At 66.0% G+C, this 14,175-nt stretch carries 13 protein-coding genes and 2 pseudogenes; 5 read left to right on the top strand and 10 right to left on the bottom strand.

All coding sequences use genetic code 11. The annotated features are described in order from the left end of the window. Nucleotides 1-175 precede the first annotated feature (175 nt). Complete coding sequence (locus ACFYXB_RS44095) at nucleotides 176-835, top strand: class I SAM-dependent methyltransferase (protein WP_389591031.1); 660 nt, start codon at nucleotides 176-178, stop codon at nucleotides 833-835. Nucleotides 836-884: 49 nt separating this feature from the next. On the opposite strand, the gene ACFYXB_RS44090 is transcribed toward ACFYXB_RS44095, so the two are convergent. Continuing rightward, nucleotides 885-1,412, bottom strand: a complete 528-nt coding sequence (locus tag ACFYXB_RS44090; RefSeq protein ID WP_389591030.1) for a DUF1062 domain-containing protein — start codon at nucleotides 1,410-1,412, stop codon at nucleotides 885-887. A gap of 294 nt (nucleotides 1,413-1,706) precedes the next feature. Here ACFYXB_RS44090 and ACFYXB_RS44085 point away from each other — a divergent pair. After that, nucleotides 1,707-2,911, top strand: a pseudogene (locus ACFYXB_RS44085) (IS110 family transposase). Here the strand turns inward: ACFYXB_RS44085 and ACFYXB_RS44080 are convergent. From ACFYXB_RS44080 to vanH, 6 genes and pseudogenes are all read right to left on the bottom strand, one after another. Further along, a pseudogene (locus ACFYXB_RS44080) lies at nucleotides 2,877-3,086 on the bottom strand (hypothetical protein); the annotation flags it as partial. The pseudogenes ACFYXB_RS44085 and ACFYXB_RS44080 overlap by 35 nt on opposite strands. Before the next feature lie 168 nt (nucleotides 3,087-3,254). Beyond that, on the bottom strand, nucleotides 3,255-3,692 hold the full coding sequence (locus ACFYXB_RS44075; protein ID WP_389591028.1) for a 4-oxalocrotonate tautomerase family protein: 438 nt from the start codon (nucleotides 3,690-3,692) through the stop codon (nucleotides 3,255-3,257). Between the two features lie 242 nt (nucleotides 3,693-3,934). Continuing rightward, nucleotides 3,935-4,327 carry a hypothetical protein gene (locus ACFYXB_RS44070; protein ID WP_389591026.1) on the bottom strand — a complete coding sequence of 131 codons (393 nt, stop codon included), beginning with the start codon at nucleotides 4,325-4,327 and terminating at the stop codon, nucleotides 3,935-3,937. A gap of 560 nt (nucleotides 4,328-4,887) precedes the next feature. After that, on the bottom strand, nucleotides 4,888-5,496 hold the full coding sequence (vanX, locus tag ACFYXB_RS44065; protein WP_389591025.1) for a D-Ala-D-Ala dipeptidase VanX: 609 nt from the start codon (nucleotides 5,494-5,496) through the stop codon (nucleotides 4,888-4,890). Continuing rightward, complete coding sequence (gene vanA-Sc, locus ACFYXB_RS44060; RefSeq protein WP_389591023.1) at nucleotides 5,493-6,533, bottom strand: D-alanine--(R)-lactate ligase VanA-Sc; 1,041 nt, start codon at nucleotides 6,531-6,533, stop codon at nucleotides 5,493-5,495. Before vanA-Sc ends, vanX begins: the two co-directional genes overlap by 4 nt. Continuing rightward, nucleotides 6,526-7,503 (bottom strand): D-lactate dehydrogenase VanH, encoded by a 978-nt coding sequence (gene vanH / locus ACFYXB_RS44055; RefSeq protein ID WP_389591021.1) that lies wholly within the window; start codon nucleotides 7,501-7,503, stop codon nucleotides 6,526-6,528. Before vanH ends, vanA-Sc begins: the two co-directional genes overlap by 8 nt. A gap of 106 nt (nucleotides 7,504-7,609) precedes the next feature. Between vanH and murF the strand changes: the two genes are divergently transcribed. Beyond that, nucleotides 7,610-8,953, top strand: coding sequence for a UDP-N-acetylmuramoyl-tripeptide--D-alanyl-D-alanine ligase (gene murF, locus ACFYXB_RS44050; RefSeq protein WP_389591020.1), 1,344 nt, complete (start codon nucleotides 7,610-7,612; stop codon nucleotides 8,951-8,953). A gap of 28 nt (nucleotides 8,954-8,981) precedes the next feature. Here murF and ACFYXB_RS44045 read toward each other — a convergent pair whose 3' ends face one another. The 3 genes from ACFYXB_RS44045 to ACFYXB_RS44035 form a co-directional block, all read right to left on the bottom strand. Then, nucleotides 8,982-10,127: a lipid II:glycine glycyltransferase FemX gene (locus ACFYXB_RS44045; RefSeq protein WP_389591019.1), complete on the bottom strand. Its 1,146-nt coding sequence runs from the start codon at nucleotides 10,125-10,127 to the stop codon at nucleotides 8,982-8,984. Between the two features lie 100 nt (nucleotides 10,128-10,227). Further along, on the bottom strand, nucleotides 10,228-11,337 hold the full coding sequence (locus ACFYXB_RS44040; RefSeq protein WP_389591017.1) for an endonuclease/exonuclease/phosphatase family protein: 1,110 nt from the start codon (nucleotides 11,335-11,337) through the stop codon (nucleotides 10,228-10,230). A 23-nt stretch (nucleotides 11,338-11,360) separates the two neighbouring features. Then, nucleotides 11,361-12,065: a M15 family metallopeptidase gene (locus tag ACFYXB_RS44035; RefSeq protein WP_389591016.1), complete on the bottom strand. Its 705-nt coding sequence runs from the start codon at nucleotides 12,063-12,065 to the stop codon at nucleotides 11,361-11,363. An 87-nt stretch (nucleotides 12,066-12,152) separates the two neighbouring features. Between ACFYXB_RS44035 and ACFYXB_RS44030 the strand changes: the two genes are divergently transcribed. Beyond that, nucleotides 12,153-12,848: a response regulator transcription factor gene (locus ACFYXB_RS44030; protein ID WP_389591014.1), complete on the top strand. Its 696-nt coding sequence runs from the start codon at nucleotides 12,153-12,155 to the stop codon at nucleotides 12,846-12,848. Beyond that, on the top strand, nucleotides 12,841-13,923 hold the full coding sequence (locus tag ACFYXB_RS44025; RefSeq protein WP_389591013.1) for a sensor histidine kinase: 1,083 nt from the start codon (nucleotides 12,841-12,843) through the stop codon (nucleotides 13,921-13,923). Before ACFYXB_RS44030 ends, ACFYXB_RS44025 begins: the two co-directional genes overlap by 8 nt. The last annotated feature ends 252 nt before the right edge of the window (nucleotides 13,924-14,175 follow it).

The raw sequence follows: 14,175 nt of genomic DNA, 5'->3' as shown, positions 1-14,175 counted from the left end.
CCGAACCTACCCGGGAGGACTGACAGTTGAGAGTTCTTGAGCGTTGTGGGCGGCCTCACCCCGTCACAGGGTGGACGCCGAATCGCCCTGACGGCGATCCGGCTGCCCCTGCCCTGCTCCGCAGGAGTCCGATTCCTCCCCGGCCTAAAGGCCGGGGCATCCTCGGAGGAACCCGGTGAACACGTACTACGAGCGGCCCGCGATGTTGGCCCTCGCCGGAGACGTGGCCGGCCGTCGGATCCTGGACGCCGGTTGCGGCTCGGGCCCCCTGTCCGCTGCACTGCGCGACCGCGGTGCGGTCGTCACCGGCATCGACGCCAGCGCCGGGATGCTGGCGTTGGCCAGGCGGCGGCTCGGTGACGACGTAGCCCTGCATGTGGTCGACCTGAGCGACCGCCTGCCGTTCGCCGACGGTGCGTTCGACGACGTGGTCGCGTCGCTGGTGCTGCACTACCTGGAGGACTGGGGGCCGACGCTGGCCGAGTTGCGGCGAGTGCTCAGGCCCGGCGGCCGGCTGATCGCGTCGGTGGAGCACCCTTTCGTGGCCTACACGTCCCAGGATCCTCGGCCCGATTGCTTTGCGACCACCAGCTATACCTTTGACTGGCCGTTCGACGGGCAGTCCGTTCCGATGAGGTTCTGGCGCAGGCCGTTGCACGCGATGACTGATGCCTTCACCACCGTCGGTTTCCGCCTCGCCGTCCTCAGCGAGCCGCAGCCCGATCCGGCCGCCCGTGAACTGTTCCCCGACGACTTCCATGACCTTTCGATCAAAACCACCTTCCTGTTCTTCGTCGTCGAGGTGCCGCCGTCGGCTACCGGCTCGGACGATTAGGGCCTGTCCGGCGGATCTTGCCGGACAGGCCCCTGGTCCCGAGGAGGGCTCAGCGCTTGAGCGTGAAGGTGAAGTCGGCGGAGAGCTTGCCGGTCAGCCGGACTGCCGAGACGAGCTTGCCCTCCATGATCAGTCGCTCGGCCTCGGTCCGCGACAGACCGCAGCCTTCGGCGATCAGTCGTACCGGCCGGACAGGGATCCGGGCCGCGAAGCGGACCGAGATGTCGATCACCTCGCGGTCGAGGTGATCCGAACCGCCGGTGTCGAGGCGCCAGGCGTTGTCCCAGTCGAGGGCGATGCGGTTACGGCGCTGTACGACCGGATCCTGGAGCAGTTCGGCTGCAAGGCCGGGGTCGTTGGCGTGGAGCCGGTCCAGCAGCTCAGGTCGTACGGAGCGCACATGCGTCCGCTCCAGGACCGTGAGCTTCGTGGTTTCCCCGCAGGCCGTACAGAGCGCGAGGAGCCAGGCGTCGATGAGTTTGTGGTTGGCGTTGACGCGAAATTTGCCGTTCGGCCGGAAGCGCTCGGACGCGCACGTGTGGCAACGGCGGAGAACGGACGGCAGGCAGGTGGGCATGACCACCCAGATTTTGAGCACAGAAGTACACCGGTCTCAGTGAGAAATCCGCAGCAAAAAGGAGCGCGGCGCACAAGCGCGACGCGCGACAGATCAGCTCTCGGGAGGTCTCACACGGTGTACAACGGCACGCCCTTCACTGGATGGCTTGGTTCGGCAGCACGGTAATGGCGCACAGCGGCGCTGCTCCACTGGTTTTCGAGCGCCTCATCACCAGGTTCTGTCCGGCGGATTAAGGACGAGTCGGCGTGGTCGTCTGCTGGGACTGGCATCGGCACGAGGACGGAGGGGCGGATGCCTGAACTCTGGGCTGGAACAGACGCAGGCAAGGCCGAGCACCACTGCACGGTGATCAACGCCGACGGTGCGAAGGTACTCTCTCGGCGCGTTCCGAACAGCGAATCCGAGCTACTCGAACTGATCGGCACCGTGTTGGAGTTGGCCGACGGTGACGGGGTGACATGGGCGGTCGACCTCAACGCCGGCGGAGCGGCGCTGCTGATCGCCCTGCTGGTCAATCATGGTCAGCAGTTGCTCTACATCCCAGGCCGGACCGTCCATCATGCCTCCGCGTCCTACCGCGGGGACGGAAAGACGGACGCCAAGGACGCCTTCGTCATCGCGGACCAGGCTCGGATGCGCCGCGACCTGCAGCCCCTGCGAGAAGGCGACGAGATTGCGATCGACCTGCGGATCCTCACGGGCCGCCGCTATGACCTGACTGCCGACCGCACCAGAGCAATCAACCGGCTGCGTGCCCAGATACTCGAGTACTTCCCCGCGCTGGAGCGTGCCTTCGACGACAAGACCTCCAAGGCCGCCTTGTTGTTGCTGACTGAATAGCAGACTCCGGCCGCCCTGCGCCGCGTCGGCCGGAGCCGGCTGGAAACGTGGCTGAAGAACCGGAAGTCCGCAATGGCAAGGCTGTTGCCGCCGCCGCGGTTGAGGCAGCCCAGGCCCAGCACACCGTTGTCCCCGGCGAGCGGACCGCGGCGGCAATGACGGCGGAACTCGCAAGAGAGGTGATGGTCCTCGACCAGGAGATCGCCGAGACGGACGCCCTGATCGAGGGCCGGTTTCGCGAGCACAAGCACGCGGAAGTGATCGCCAGCATGCCTGGCATCGGCACCCTGCTGGGATCCGAGTTCATCGCCCAGACCGGTGGCGACCTGACCGCCTTCACCGGCCCCGACCGGCTCGCGGGCGTCGCGGGTCTGGCTCCCGTCCCCAAGGACTGCGGACGCATCAGTGGCAACCTGAGACGGCCTCGCCGCTACAACCGACGACTGCTGATGGTCTTCTACCTTTCGGCTCAGATCGCCGCTCAGCATTGCCCTATCTCCAAGGCGTTCTACGCACGCAAGAAAGCGGAAGGAAAGAGTCACAAGCAGGCGGTCCTCGCCCTGGCGCGGCGACGCCTCAACGTGCTGTGGGCCCTCATACGCGACAACCGAACCTTCGAAATCACCCCACCCCAGACCGATGTCGCAGCGGCGTGATCCGCTCACTCAGCGCCACCAGGCCAACTTGACAACATGATTGGGAATCACAGTCGTACCGCGTGGCCACGGCCCGGTGCCTCTTGAGGCGGTTGATGCCGCACTCAACGGCCTGCCGAGCCTTGTAGTCCTGCGGGTCGAACTTCGGCGGCCGGCCGCCGCGCGAGCCGCGTTTTGCCGCGGCGGCGAGGGTGTCGCGGTGGGTGTCGACGCCGGTGACGCCGTCGGCCTGTTGCAGAACCGACGGAACTCGCCGACCTGCGGAAACGCAGCTCGCGTTGTGTGGAGCTCCCGTGCTGAGCTGTGAGGGTTCCCAGTGAACTTCCGTCCGTCAGTGTCGGGTTCAGCCGATTTCTTCCAGAGCGCTGGTGTAGTCGCGCAGCCAGTCGGTGTGGCCGCCGATGCCCCAGTCGTCGCGCTCGAGTTCGTTGATCGTCACCCAGACTCGACGAAGGTTCTCAGGAGTGCGCTCGCTGTTCTCGATCCGCATGATGATCTCGGTGAAGTCGCGGATGACGCCCTGCTTCTCCAGGACGTCGAGGCGTCCGCTCAGGATGCGCACCTCGATGAAGTAGAACGGTTTCTCGTGATCCGGGCTGCCGCCGTTGTAGTCGGCGTCGGCGGCGACCTCGTAGACCCAGCCCTTCATAATCTTGCGAGCCGCGGGCGTCTCGGGCACCTTTTCCCAGTACATGAGCGCGTCTGTCAGGCGGGCCATGGCCTCGTGGCGCTGCTCGGTGGTGAGTGCGCCTTCTCGCACGGTCATGTTGATGAAGGGCATGACAGCCTCCTTGGACGTCTGGTCTTTCGGCATCTGGCGCGTGGCGTGGGCGCGGTCCGGCGGTTGCATGCAGGACGCGCCGGTTGCGGACTCGCGGCACAGGTGCGGCGAGCCCCGCTCAGCGGCGTGTCGGGGCGCAATTCGCTGCGCCCCCGCAGGGGTCACCGAGCACACTGTCCACCTCCGTATGGCGCCAGGCGGCAAGGTCCTGCGACATCCAGGACGTCGTCGGTGATCCCACGTCAGGGCGGTCCGAGTCCCTGCCAGATCGCCCTCCGCCATGGGATGGCCTGCCGTGTGCGCGACGCCGGGTGCTCGGCGAGGACCACCTCCCCGAGGGCCGCACCGCCCGACGCCGCGACGATATCGCCCACCGTGGCACGCACCAGGGAGTTGACCACGCCGATGCTGGTGACGAAGACCCACTTGGACCACATCGCGTCGAAGATGTCGTTGCGGCCGCGGACCTCGATGCCGGGAGCGTCGAGTGTCTCCACGGTCCGGTCGAGCCGGGCGCTGCTCGAACCGTCCAGCTCGCCCGCCAGGTCCTGGTGCTGGCCACCGAGTTCCCAATCTGGGAACCGACGCGGGCGGCGCCGGACCCGCAGTGGCCGCCCAGCCCGGTGCCCCGGCACGCAATCCGTCACCCCGGAGGCCGCATTTCGTCGGTTCTCCCTGTTCTGCGCGCATGGTCACGCGGTTGTTCTCCTTCAAAGGCAGACGACTGCAGTCGGCGTCGGCCTGGGTGGAGTCACTGCGTGGAGAACTGTGATGAGTCACGTCGAGATGGCGGACAAGCTGCTGATCAAGTCAACGGTGTAGGCTCGCATTTCTGGTGTCCCTTTCTCGTTGGCGGTGGCCCTTTTCTGGCCCAAGGGACAGGGCAGTGAGACGAACTCCTGTTTGACTAGTTCGCCCGTAGTAGTGCTGATCCTGGTTTCGATCTATGCAGCGATGCCCTCCGCGTGATCGTGGAGACGTCTCAGCTGGTCGAGGCCGGGGGCTTCGCCCCCCGTTCTTGCTGTTGGGGGGGGTGGGTATGTCGTGCGTGCTCGGCGAGGCTGAGATCGACGCGGAATCCCCGTGGGCAGCACACGAGTACGGATATCCGTGCACGCGACTGCGGATAGTGTGTCCACCCGGAGAGCTGCTATAAGTACTTCCAACGTTTTACCAGCTTCTTTGGCTGGCTCAGCTATGTGATGGGAAAATCGAAATAGGTGTCTGGATAAGGTTCGTCTTTGAGAGTGTAATGCCACCACTCGCAATCGTATGCGCTGAAACCGCACGTCTCCATGATGGACCGAAGGTACTGACGGTTCCTCGCTTCGGCTTGCGTGATCCCTTTTGCTCCATGATGCGAGATGGAATCCATCAAGTCATGGTCACCGCCCATGGGAGCGAGCTCACCGGTGGCCAAGCCATAGAGCGTGAGGTCAACGGTGCTGCCCCGGCTGTGGCCCGACTTGGCGGCCACATATCCCATTTCGAACATCTCGGCTCTGCCGATATTCGGATAGTGCCGTAACTTCGTCCGGTCATCCTCCGGCTGTTCCGACCAGCGCAGAAAGCAGTCGACAGCGCGCTGCGGGCGATAACCGTCCCAGAGCAGCAAGCCGAAACCGAGGGATTCGGCTTTCTCTCGCGCTCGCTCCAGGGCTGTACACAAAGCCCGCGTGCCGACGATTCGATTGGCCAGATATCCGTCCACCGGTTTGCCGGTGAAGTTGTCCCACGTGGCGTACTTGGCATCCCAGCGTATTCCGGATGCAAGGTCGTCCACAAAGACGAAGTCATCCTTCATCGGCTTTTTCCTGTCAATGCCAGCGACACCGTCCGGTCGATTACTTCGCCGAGCGGCAACCCTGCGGCGGCCATCATCCTCGGATAACGGCTGTACGACGTCATGCCGGGAAACGTATTGACCTCGTTGAGGACTACTGCTCCATCCTCCTTGAGGAACAGGTCCACCCGCGACAGTCCCCTGCATCCCAAGGCGCGGTATACGGCCTTGGCCGTCTCCTGAACGAGCAAGCGCGACTCCGCTGGAATGTCAGCGGGAACGATTGCCGTTGAGTTGTCAGAGCCGGTTTCAGGCTCATCCTCCTGATGGATTCGGAAGAAGCCGTGAGAGAGAGCGATTCGATCCACCTCGCCCGCCATCAAATCCAGTTCGTTCCCCAGGATGGCGCATCCGATCTCGCTGCCGACGACAGCCTCTTCGATCAGCACCTTCGAGTCATACTGCCTTGCCGTTTCCACCGCGCTCAGCAGTTCCTCTTTTCGGGATACCTTGGTGACGCCGAAAGATGACCCCGAACGGGCCGGCTTCACGAAGACCGGATAGGTGAGCCGGTCGGGATCAATGTTCTCGTCCGCCGCGGCGGTCCAGAAATTCGGCGTGGCGATTCCCGCGCTTCTGGCGACGATGTAGGCAAGGGATTTGTCCATGCACAGTGCGGAACTCTGCACATCGCAGCCCACATAGGGGATGCCGGAGAGCTCCAGCAAACCCTGCATCGCGCCATCCTCGCCGAGCTTGCCGTGCAGCACGGGCAGCACGACGTCCAGGGGGATCGTTTCGTACCGCCCCTGTTCCTGGGCAAGCAGTCCGCGCACGCTGCTGTCGGGCGACAGCACAGCCGGACGGCATTTTCCGTTCTCCCAATTCGCGTCGGGGCCGTCACAGAGCTTCCAGGCGCCGTCCCTGGTAATGCCGATATAGAACGGTTCGTACTTCTCAACATCGAGGTTCCTGGCGACCTCTTGCGCAGACTTGACGGATATGGCGTGCTCTTCGGAACGGCCCCCGAATATGATCCCGACCTTCAGCCTATCCATGCTGGTTCCCACTTTCGAATTTCAGGCAGTTGGTGATGGAGTTTTCGATCGTGTCACTCAGGGCATGGCCCGTGTAGTAGGCAGTGTGCGGACTGATGAGCACATTCGGCAGCTCTTGCAGTCGCAAGAGCACCTTGTTTTCAATGGGCTTATTTCGGCAGTCGGCGTAGAAGATGCCTTCCTCGCCTTCGAGGACATCCAGCGCCGCACCGCCCAACCTGCCGCTTCCTAATGCAGAAACAAGGGCCTCAGTATCGATAAGCGCACCGCGTCCCGTATTGACGATGAACGCACCGTGCTTCATCTGCTCCATACGCTGCCGATTCAGCAGATGGCGCGTATCCGCGTTAAGCGGTGCGTGGAGCGTAACAATGTCGCTCTGCTGCAGCAGTTCATCGAGCGGAACGTAGTCGACAGCGGCCTTGGGGCGATTGTCATGGGCGAGTATTCGGCAGCCGAAACCCCGCAGCCTGTCGATGACCGCAGCGCCGATGCGGCCGGTTCCAATCACCCCGACGGTCAGATCGCGCAGCTCTTTCCCACGCGCTTCACTCAGTCTGTAATCGTGCATATCTGCACGACGGATGATGGATTTTGCATGTCGCACCGCCATCAACATCATCATCAGCGTGTAGTCGGCCACGCTGTCCGGCGAATAGGCGACGTTTTCAACCGAAATGCCGATGCTGTCGGCGTATTCCACATCGATATGGTTGTACCCGATGCTTCGCGTAGAGATATACGTCACGCCGGCTTGACCAAGCGCAAGAAGAGTGGCGTTTGTGATGGGAGTCTTATGACCGACACTGATGCATCGGCTTCCGGATGCTAGCTCAATATTGGCTTCGGATACCGGTGCGTCTGTGATGGTCGGCGTCACGCCGAAGCGAGGCGCCAGCTCTCGGAACAAGACGGCCTCATCTGGGCCGCACCCATAGATGGTGATTCGGGGCGGTTCGCTGTAGGTCATGCCTACAGTCAAGGCGGCGTGGTGTTGCCGGAACGTATGTGGTTTTCGATATGCCGGCGATATACCGCGGCACCTTGACTGGGGGCATGACCTACAGGGAAACAGCATGATCCCCCTCAGCCTCGGCGAGATCGCCGAGGTCGTCGGCGGCAAGGTCGAGGGCGACAGCTCCGTGACAGTGAGCGCGCCGGCCGTTCTCGACGGCCGGCAGGCCGAGCCGGGCGGCCTCTTCGTCGCCTTCACCGGCGAGCACGTCGACGGCCATGACTACGCCGGCCAGGCCGGTCGTGCCGGCGCGGTGGCCGTGCTCGGCTCCCGGCCTACGCCGCTGCCCACCGTCGTCGTCGAGGACGCCCAGGCCGGCCTGCAGGTGCTCGCCGCCCACGTCGTGGCCCGGCTGCGCGACGGGCTGACCGTTGTCGGGCTGACCGGCTCCCAGGGCAAGACCAGTACCAAGGACCTGTTGGCGGCCGTGGTTTCGAGCGCCGGGCCGACGATCGCTACGATCGGCTCGCTCAACAACGAGCTCGGCGTGCCGCTCACCATGCTGCGCGCCGACGCGGCCACCCGGTTCCTCGTTCTTGAGATGGGAGCCCGCCACATTGGCGACATTGCCGAGCTCACCGGCTTGGTCGCGCCCGACATCGCCGTCGTCCTCAACGTCGGCCAGGCCCACCTCGGCGAGTTCGGGTCGCGCGCGGCCATCGCCAAGGCCAAGGGCGAGCTGGTGCAGGGGCTGGCGCCCGGCGGCATCGCCGTCCTCAACGGCGACGATGCCCGGGTGGTCGCGATGCGCTCGCTCACCGACGGTCCGGTGCTGACCTTCGGCCGGGCGGAGCATGCCGACGTGCGGGCGCTCGGCCTGGCGCTTGACCGGCTCGGCCGGCCGTCCTTCACGCTGCGGACCGTCGACGCCTCGGTTCCCGTCGCGCTGCCGCTCGTGGGCGCCCACCAGGCGCTCAACGCGTCGGCTGCCGCGGCGGCGGGGCTGGCGGCCGGCGTACCCCTCGACGTGGCCACGGCGGCGCTGGCCACCGCTTCGCTGTCGAAGTGGCGCATGGAGCTGCGAGATCTCACCGGTGGCGCGACGCTGCTCAACGACTCCTACAACGCCAACCCCGACTCGACCCGCGCCGCCCTGGACGCGCTGGCGGCGATCGAGGGCGGGCGCCGCATCGCCGTCCTCGGCGAGATGCTCGAGCTCGGCGACGACAGTGAGGCCGAGCACCGTGCTGTCGGGGCGTACGCCGCCTCCCGGGCCGATGTGGTGGCCGCGGTCGGCGGGGCCGCCCGGTCGATCGCCGCCGGCGCGGGAGAGCGGGCGGTGGTGCTGGCCGACAACGACGCGGCCGTCGACTGGCTGCGCGGCCACCTCGCCGCCGGCGATGTGGTGCTCGTCAAGGCCTCCCGCGGGGCGCGTCTCGACGAGGTCGCCGCCGCGCTCGCGTAGCCGGCCAGGCCGAAGTCCACCTTGAGACTCAGCGCCCGCGCCGCCTCATGTGGAGGTCGAAGGCCCGGTAGATCATCGGCCGCAGCGGCAGGTCCCACTCGCCGACGTACCGCACCGCCTGACCGCCGGTGCCGACCTTGAACTGGATCAGTCCGACGTGCGGGTCGTCGGCGTCGAGGGTGGGGGTGATGCCGCGCAGGTCATAGACGTCGCAGCCGGCCGCAAGGGAGTCGCGGATCATCGCCCACTGGCAGGCGTTGGAGCCGCGCACCTCGCGCTTCTCGGTGGAGGAGGCGCCGTAGGCGTACACCGCGTGGGCGCCGACGCGGACCAGGATGGTGGCGGCGACCAGGTCGCCCTGGTGGCGGGCCAGGTAGAGCCTGATCCGCTCGGGGTCCTCGGCACGCAGCGCCGGGAACATGGTCTCGAAGTAGCGCAGCGGCCGGGGCGTGAAGCGGTCGCGTTCGGCGGTGTGGACGTAGAGGTCGTGGAAGGCCTTCAGGTCCTCACTGACCGTGACCTCGACTCCCTCCTTGGCCGTCTTTTTGATGTTGCGGCGCCACTGCTGGTTCATGCCCCTGAGCAGGTCGTCCTCGGTCCTGCCGGCCAGCGGAACCTCGTATTTGAACTGCGGATGCCCGACCCCGAAGCCGTCCTCCGGGTTCCGCGGCAGCCAGCCGGCGTCCCTGAGTTGACCGGTCACGCGGGCGCCGACCGAGTCGTCCCACTGGCTGGGCATCTCGGTGAGCCGCTTGATGCCCGGAGCGGCGATGCCCTCCTTGACCTGGGCGGCGCTCCAGGTGTTCGTGTACACCGGCGGGCCGAGCCGGATCGCGAACGCGCCGTGTGCCTTGAGATATGCCGCCAGCGGATCGAGCCACGCGTCGATCTCGCCGGTCCAGTCGATGACCGGGCCCTCGGGCAGGTAGGCCAGCGTGAAGCGGTCGAGCCGCGGCACCGGGCGGTGCAGGACGAGCCCGGCGCCGACCAGGCGCCGACCGTCGAACCAGCCGAGGGACTCGCTGCGCCACTCGGTCTTGACGCGGGCCCATGCCGGGGTCTGCAGGAAGCTGACCGACCGCTGTGTCCGCACGAACGCCAAGTGCTCGGCGGCGCCGATCGGTTCGACGGTCAGGCTCACGCCCGCTGTTCGTGCTGGTTCGCTGTAGGACATGCCTTCAGTCAAGGCGGCGTGGTGTTGTCGGCGCGTATGTGGTTTTCGATATGCCGACGATATGTGCCGGTGTTCACCAGCTATGTACCTGTCCTGGTGTTCACCAGCTGATCCCGGCCGCCACCGGCAGGTGATCGCTGCCGGTCTCCGGCAGCAGCCACGAGCTCTTCGGCTCCACGCCGCGGACCAGGATCTGGTCGATCCGCGCCACTGGGAACTTCGCCGGCCAGCTGAAGCCGAAGCCGTCCCCGGCCGCGTCCTGGACCGAGCGCAGCTGCGAGGTGATGCCGGCGAACGCACGGTCGTCCATCGTGCCGTTCAGGTCACCGAGCAGCACCACCCGCTCGTTCTGCTCGGTGGCGAGGGCCTCGCCGAGCGCCTGCGCGTTTCTGTCCCGCGAGTCCGTCCAGAAGCCTGCCCTGGGATTTACCCGCACGGACCCCAGGTGGGCCACATACACCGCCAGCGGCCCCTGGTCCGTAGCCACCGTGGTGCGCATCGCCCGGTTGTAGGCCATCTTGACCTCGGCCGGCTTGGTGTCCCCCAGCGGCCCGACGTCCTGCTTGATGTCGACCGGCTGGGTGTTGGACAGCGGCAGCTTGCTCCACAGCCCGACCGTGCCCTGCACCGTGTGGTACGGGTACGCCTTCGCCAGCCCCTTCTCGTACGTTCCCCTGGCCTCCTCGGTCAGCTCCTCCAGTGCCAGCACGTCCGCACCGGAGGCGGCCAAGGCGCGGGCGGTACCGGCCGGGTCCGGATTCTCGGCGCCGACGTTGTGGCTCACCACGGTGAGGTCACCGCCCGACTGGGACTTGTCGCCGAGCAGCCCGCCGAAGAGGCTCAGCCACACCGTGACCGGCAACAGCAGCGCGACCACCGCCGAGGCGGAGCGGCGCCACAACGCGGCGGCAAGCAGCACCGGGACGAACAGGCCGAACCACGGCAGGAAGGTCTCCACCAGACTGCCGAGGCCACCACGGTCCGTGATCTGCGTGTGCAACAGCATGAGCAGGCCCAGCACGAGAGCCAGCGCCGCGAGCACCAGGCCACGCTTCCACGGCCCCGGCCCAGGGAGGGCGCGGATCGCCCGATGAATGCGTGCACGCCACGTCCCGCCGGTCCCGGCCGCCGGGGCACCGGCTCCGGTACCTGGCGCACCGGTATCCGCCGGGCTGCCCTGCCCGGTCTCCGCCGTGTCCACCTGCGTCATCGTCTGTTCTCGCTCACTGCCGTTCACTGCTGCATCCTCGGGTCCTGCGTGGGGTCGGCATACATCCGGGGGCAGCCACGGTCGATCGCATCGGTGCGCAATTCGTAGTGCCAGGGTTCGTTCCGGTAGATCTGGCACAGCCCGTACTCGGCACCGTGCCAGGACAGCCACGCCGTCGCGTTGGAGTCCCCGATGTCGACCGCCTCCCCCGACACGTGAGGAGACGTCGTCGCGGTGGCCACCCATCGGGCGGCCTCGCGTTCGGACCCGCATTTGGAGACCGCATCGCGAAGAAGCTGATTCTGGTATTCGGGGGCACGCCAGCCGCTGTTGACGTGGAAATCGACTCCGTCGTCCGCGGCAGCCGTCGCAGCCTGGCGGAGGGCCTTGAGCAGTTCTGGATCGAGGTTGGCCACAGCCGGAATCGAGTCATCGAAGACCGTCACGCCGTCGGGGACGACACCGTCGGCCACGCTTGGGGCATCACGATGCCCGCTTCTGGGCGTATTCGAGGGCGCTGCGGCCGAGGGGCTTGAGGGCGACGAGGAAGGCGCGGAAGGCGAGCGGGACAAAGAAGGCTTGGAGGAGGACGACCGGGGCGAGGACTTCGGCGCCTGGTAGGCGAAGACTGCCGCGGTGATCACTGCTATGACGACTATCAGGCCGACGACAATCAGCCAGCGAACCCGGCGGGGCGTTGTTCGTGCTGATGCTGGGGTTCGAGTCATGCCGCCAGTGAAAGCAACGCGATGTTGCCGGCACGTATGCGGTTTTCGATACACCGACGATATGTGCTGACTCGTAGCCTTAAGAACATGCGTGTCTTGATCGTCGAGGACGAGCCCTATCTGGCAGAAGCCATCCGCGATGGCCTACGTCTGGAAGCGATCGCGGCCGACATCGCCGGTGACGGCGACACCGCTCTGGAACTGCTCAGCTTCAACGCCTACGACATCGTCGTCCTCGACCGCGACATCCCCGGACCGTCCGGCGACGAGATCGCCAAACGCATCGTCGCCTCCGGCAGCGGCATGCCGATCCTCATGCTCACCGCGGCCGACCGTCTCGACGACAAGGCTTCCGGGTTCGAGCTCGGCGCCGACGACTACCTCACGAAACCCTTCGCACTCCAGGAACTCGCGCTCAGGCTCAGAGCCCTCGACCGCAGACGCGCCCACAACAGGCCCCCCGTACGAGAGATCGCAGGCCTGCGTCTGGATCCGTTCCGCAGAGAGGTCTACCGGGACGCCCGCTACGTCGCACTGACCAGGAAACAGTTCGCCGTGCTCGAAGTCCTCGTCGCCGCCGAAGGAGGTGTCGTCAGTGCCGAAGAACTCCTGGAACGCGCGTGGGACGAGAACGCCGACCCGTTCACCAACGCCGTACGCATCACAGTCTCGGCCCTGCGCAAGCGCCTCGGCGAACCCTGGCTCATCGCCACCGTGCCAGGCGTCGGCTACCGCATCGACACAGCGCCCGGCACCGGACCTGAGGGAGGGGACCGTGGATAGGCAGCCCGGGCTGAGCGTTCGCCTCAAACTCACCCTCAGCTACACCGGATTCCTCATGCTGGCCGGCGCCCTGATGCTCATCGCCGGGTGGTTGTTCCTGACTCGTGTGAAGCACGTCGGGCTCGTCTTCATGCCCGACTACCGCCTCTCCGTCGCGCGCGACTTCGCTCCGATGGCGGCCATCACGATGTTGTTCCTGCTGGTGTTCGGTCTCGGGGGAGGGTGGTTCCTCGCCGGCCGCATGCTCGCCCCGCTGAACCGCATCACGCACGCCACCCGCATGGCCGCGAACGGATCACTCTCCCACCGCATCCAGCTGCCGGGCCGCAAGGACGAGTTCCGTGAACTCGCCGACGCCTTCGACACGATGCTCGTACGGCTCGAAGCGCACGTCGCCGAACAGCAGAGATTCGCAGCCAACGCCTCTCACGAGCTGCGCACCCCGCTGGCAATCTCGAAGTCACTTCTCGACGTGGCCCGCACCGATCCGAACCACGACACCGGCGAACTCATCGACCGCCTCCACGCCGTCAACACCCGAGCCATCGACCTCACCGAGGCACTGCTCCTGCTCAGCCGCGCCGAGCAGAGGTCCTTCACCCGAGAACACGTCGACCTGTCCCTCATGGCGGAAGAAGCCACCGAAACACTCCTCCCCCTCGCGGAAAAGCACGGCGTCACCCTCGAAACCAGCGGCGACATCGCCCCCACGATCGGATCACCGGCGCTCCTGCTCCAGCTCACCACGAACCTCGTACAGAACGCGATCGTCCACAACCTGCCCGAACACGGCAACGTATGGGTCCACACCAGCGTCCGCCCCGACACCGTGGTACTCACTGTCGAAAACACCGGCGAGCAGCTCACCCCTCAGCTGGTCTCGACCCTCACCGAACCCTTCCAGCGCGGCACCGAGCGCATCCACACCGACCATGCAGGTGTCGGCCTCGGCCTGGCCATCGTCAAAACCATCACCCAGGCACACGACGGAACACTCACCCTCGCCCCGCGCTCTGCCGGCGGGATCCGCATCACTGTGGAACTACCCGCGACGTCCTCGTACGCCGACAGGTGAAGAATCGGGGAATCGATGCGCGGCCAGCACAGTAAATCTGCGACCATCTCCGGCACCCTTCTCCGGGCGCATGTACGACCGATTCGGCTTCGACTCCGACGCCACTGAAGATGCTGCTCGGTCAGCAGGGCCGGACCATCGACCTCCGAGGAACTCGGGTGACTCCTCCACCCCGTAAACGGGGTGGCTTCTCGCTATGCCGGTTGGGCTTCGCGACGGGCCAGCCCGGCCCGTAGAACGTTGAGAGCGCCC

The organism is Streptomyces sp. NPDC002619 (assembly GCF_042889305.1).
Lineage (GTDB): Bacteria > Actinomycetota > Actinomycetes > Streptomycetales > Streptomycetaceae > Streptomyces.
This window is presented reverse-complemented; position numbering and strand designations above follow the sequence as displayed.

Bases quoted from the DNA above. Each gene is read 5' to 3' on its own strand.
- vanA-Sc (WP_389591023.1), bottom strand. From the start codon at position 6,533: ATGGATAGGCTGAAGGTCGGGATCATATTCGGGGGCCGTTCCGAAGAG.
- ACFYXB_RS44090 (WP_389591030.1), bottom strand. From the start codon at position 1,412: ATGCCCACCTGCCTGCCGTCCGTTCTCCGCCGTTGCCACACGTGCGCG.
- ACFYXB_RS44045 (WP_389591019.1), bottom strand. From the start codon at position 10,127: ATGTCCTACAGCGAACCAGCACGAACAGCGGGCGTGAGCCTGACCGTC.
- ACFYXB_RS44075 (WP_389591028.1), bottom strand. From the start codon at position 3,692: ATGCCCTTCATCAACATGACCGTGCGAGAAGGCGCACTCACCACCGAG.
- vanH (WP_389591021.1), bottom strand. From the start codon at position 7,503: ATGACCTACAGCGAACCGCCCCGAATCACCATCTATGGGTGCGGCCCA.
- murF (WP_389591020.1), top strand. From the start codon at position 7,610: ATGATCCCCCTCAGCCTCGGCGAGATCGCCGAGGTCGTCGGCGGCAAG.
- ACFYXB_RS44035 (WP_389591016.1), bottom strand. From the start codon at position 12,065: ATGACTCGAACCCCAGCATCAGCACGAACAACGCCCCGCCGGGTTCGC.
- ACFYXB_RS44030 (WP_389591014.1), top strand. From the start codon at position 12,153: ATGCGTGTCTTGATCGTCGAGGACGAGCCCTATCTGGCAGAAGCCATC.
- vanX (WP_389591025.1), bottom strand. From the start codon at position 5,496: ATGAAGGATGACTTCGTCTTTGTGGACGACCTTGCATCCGGAATACGC.
- ACFYXB_RS44040 (WP_389591017.1), bottom strand. From the start codon at position 11,337: ATGACGCAGGTGGACACGGCGGAGACCGGGCAGGGCAGCCCGGCGGAT.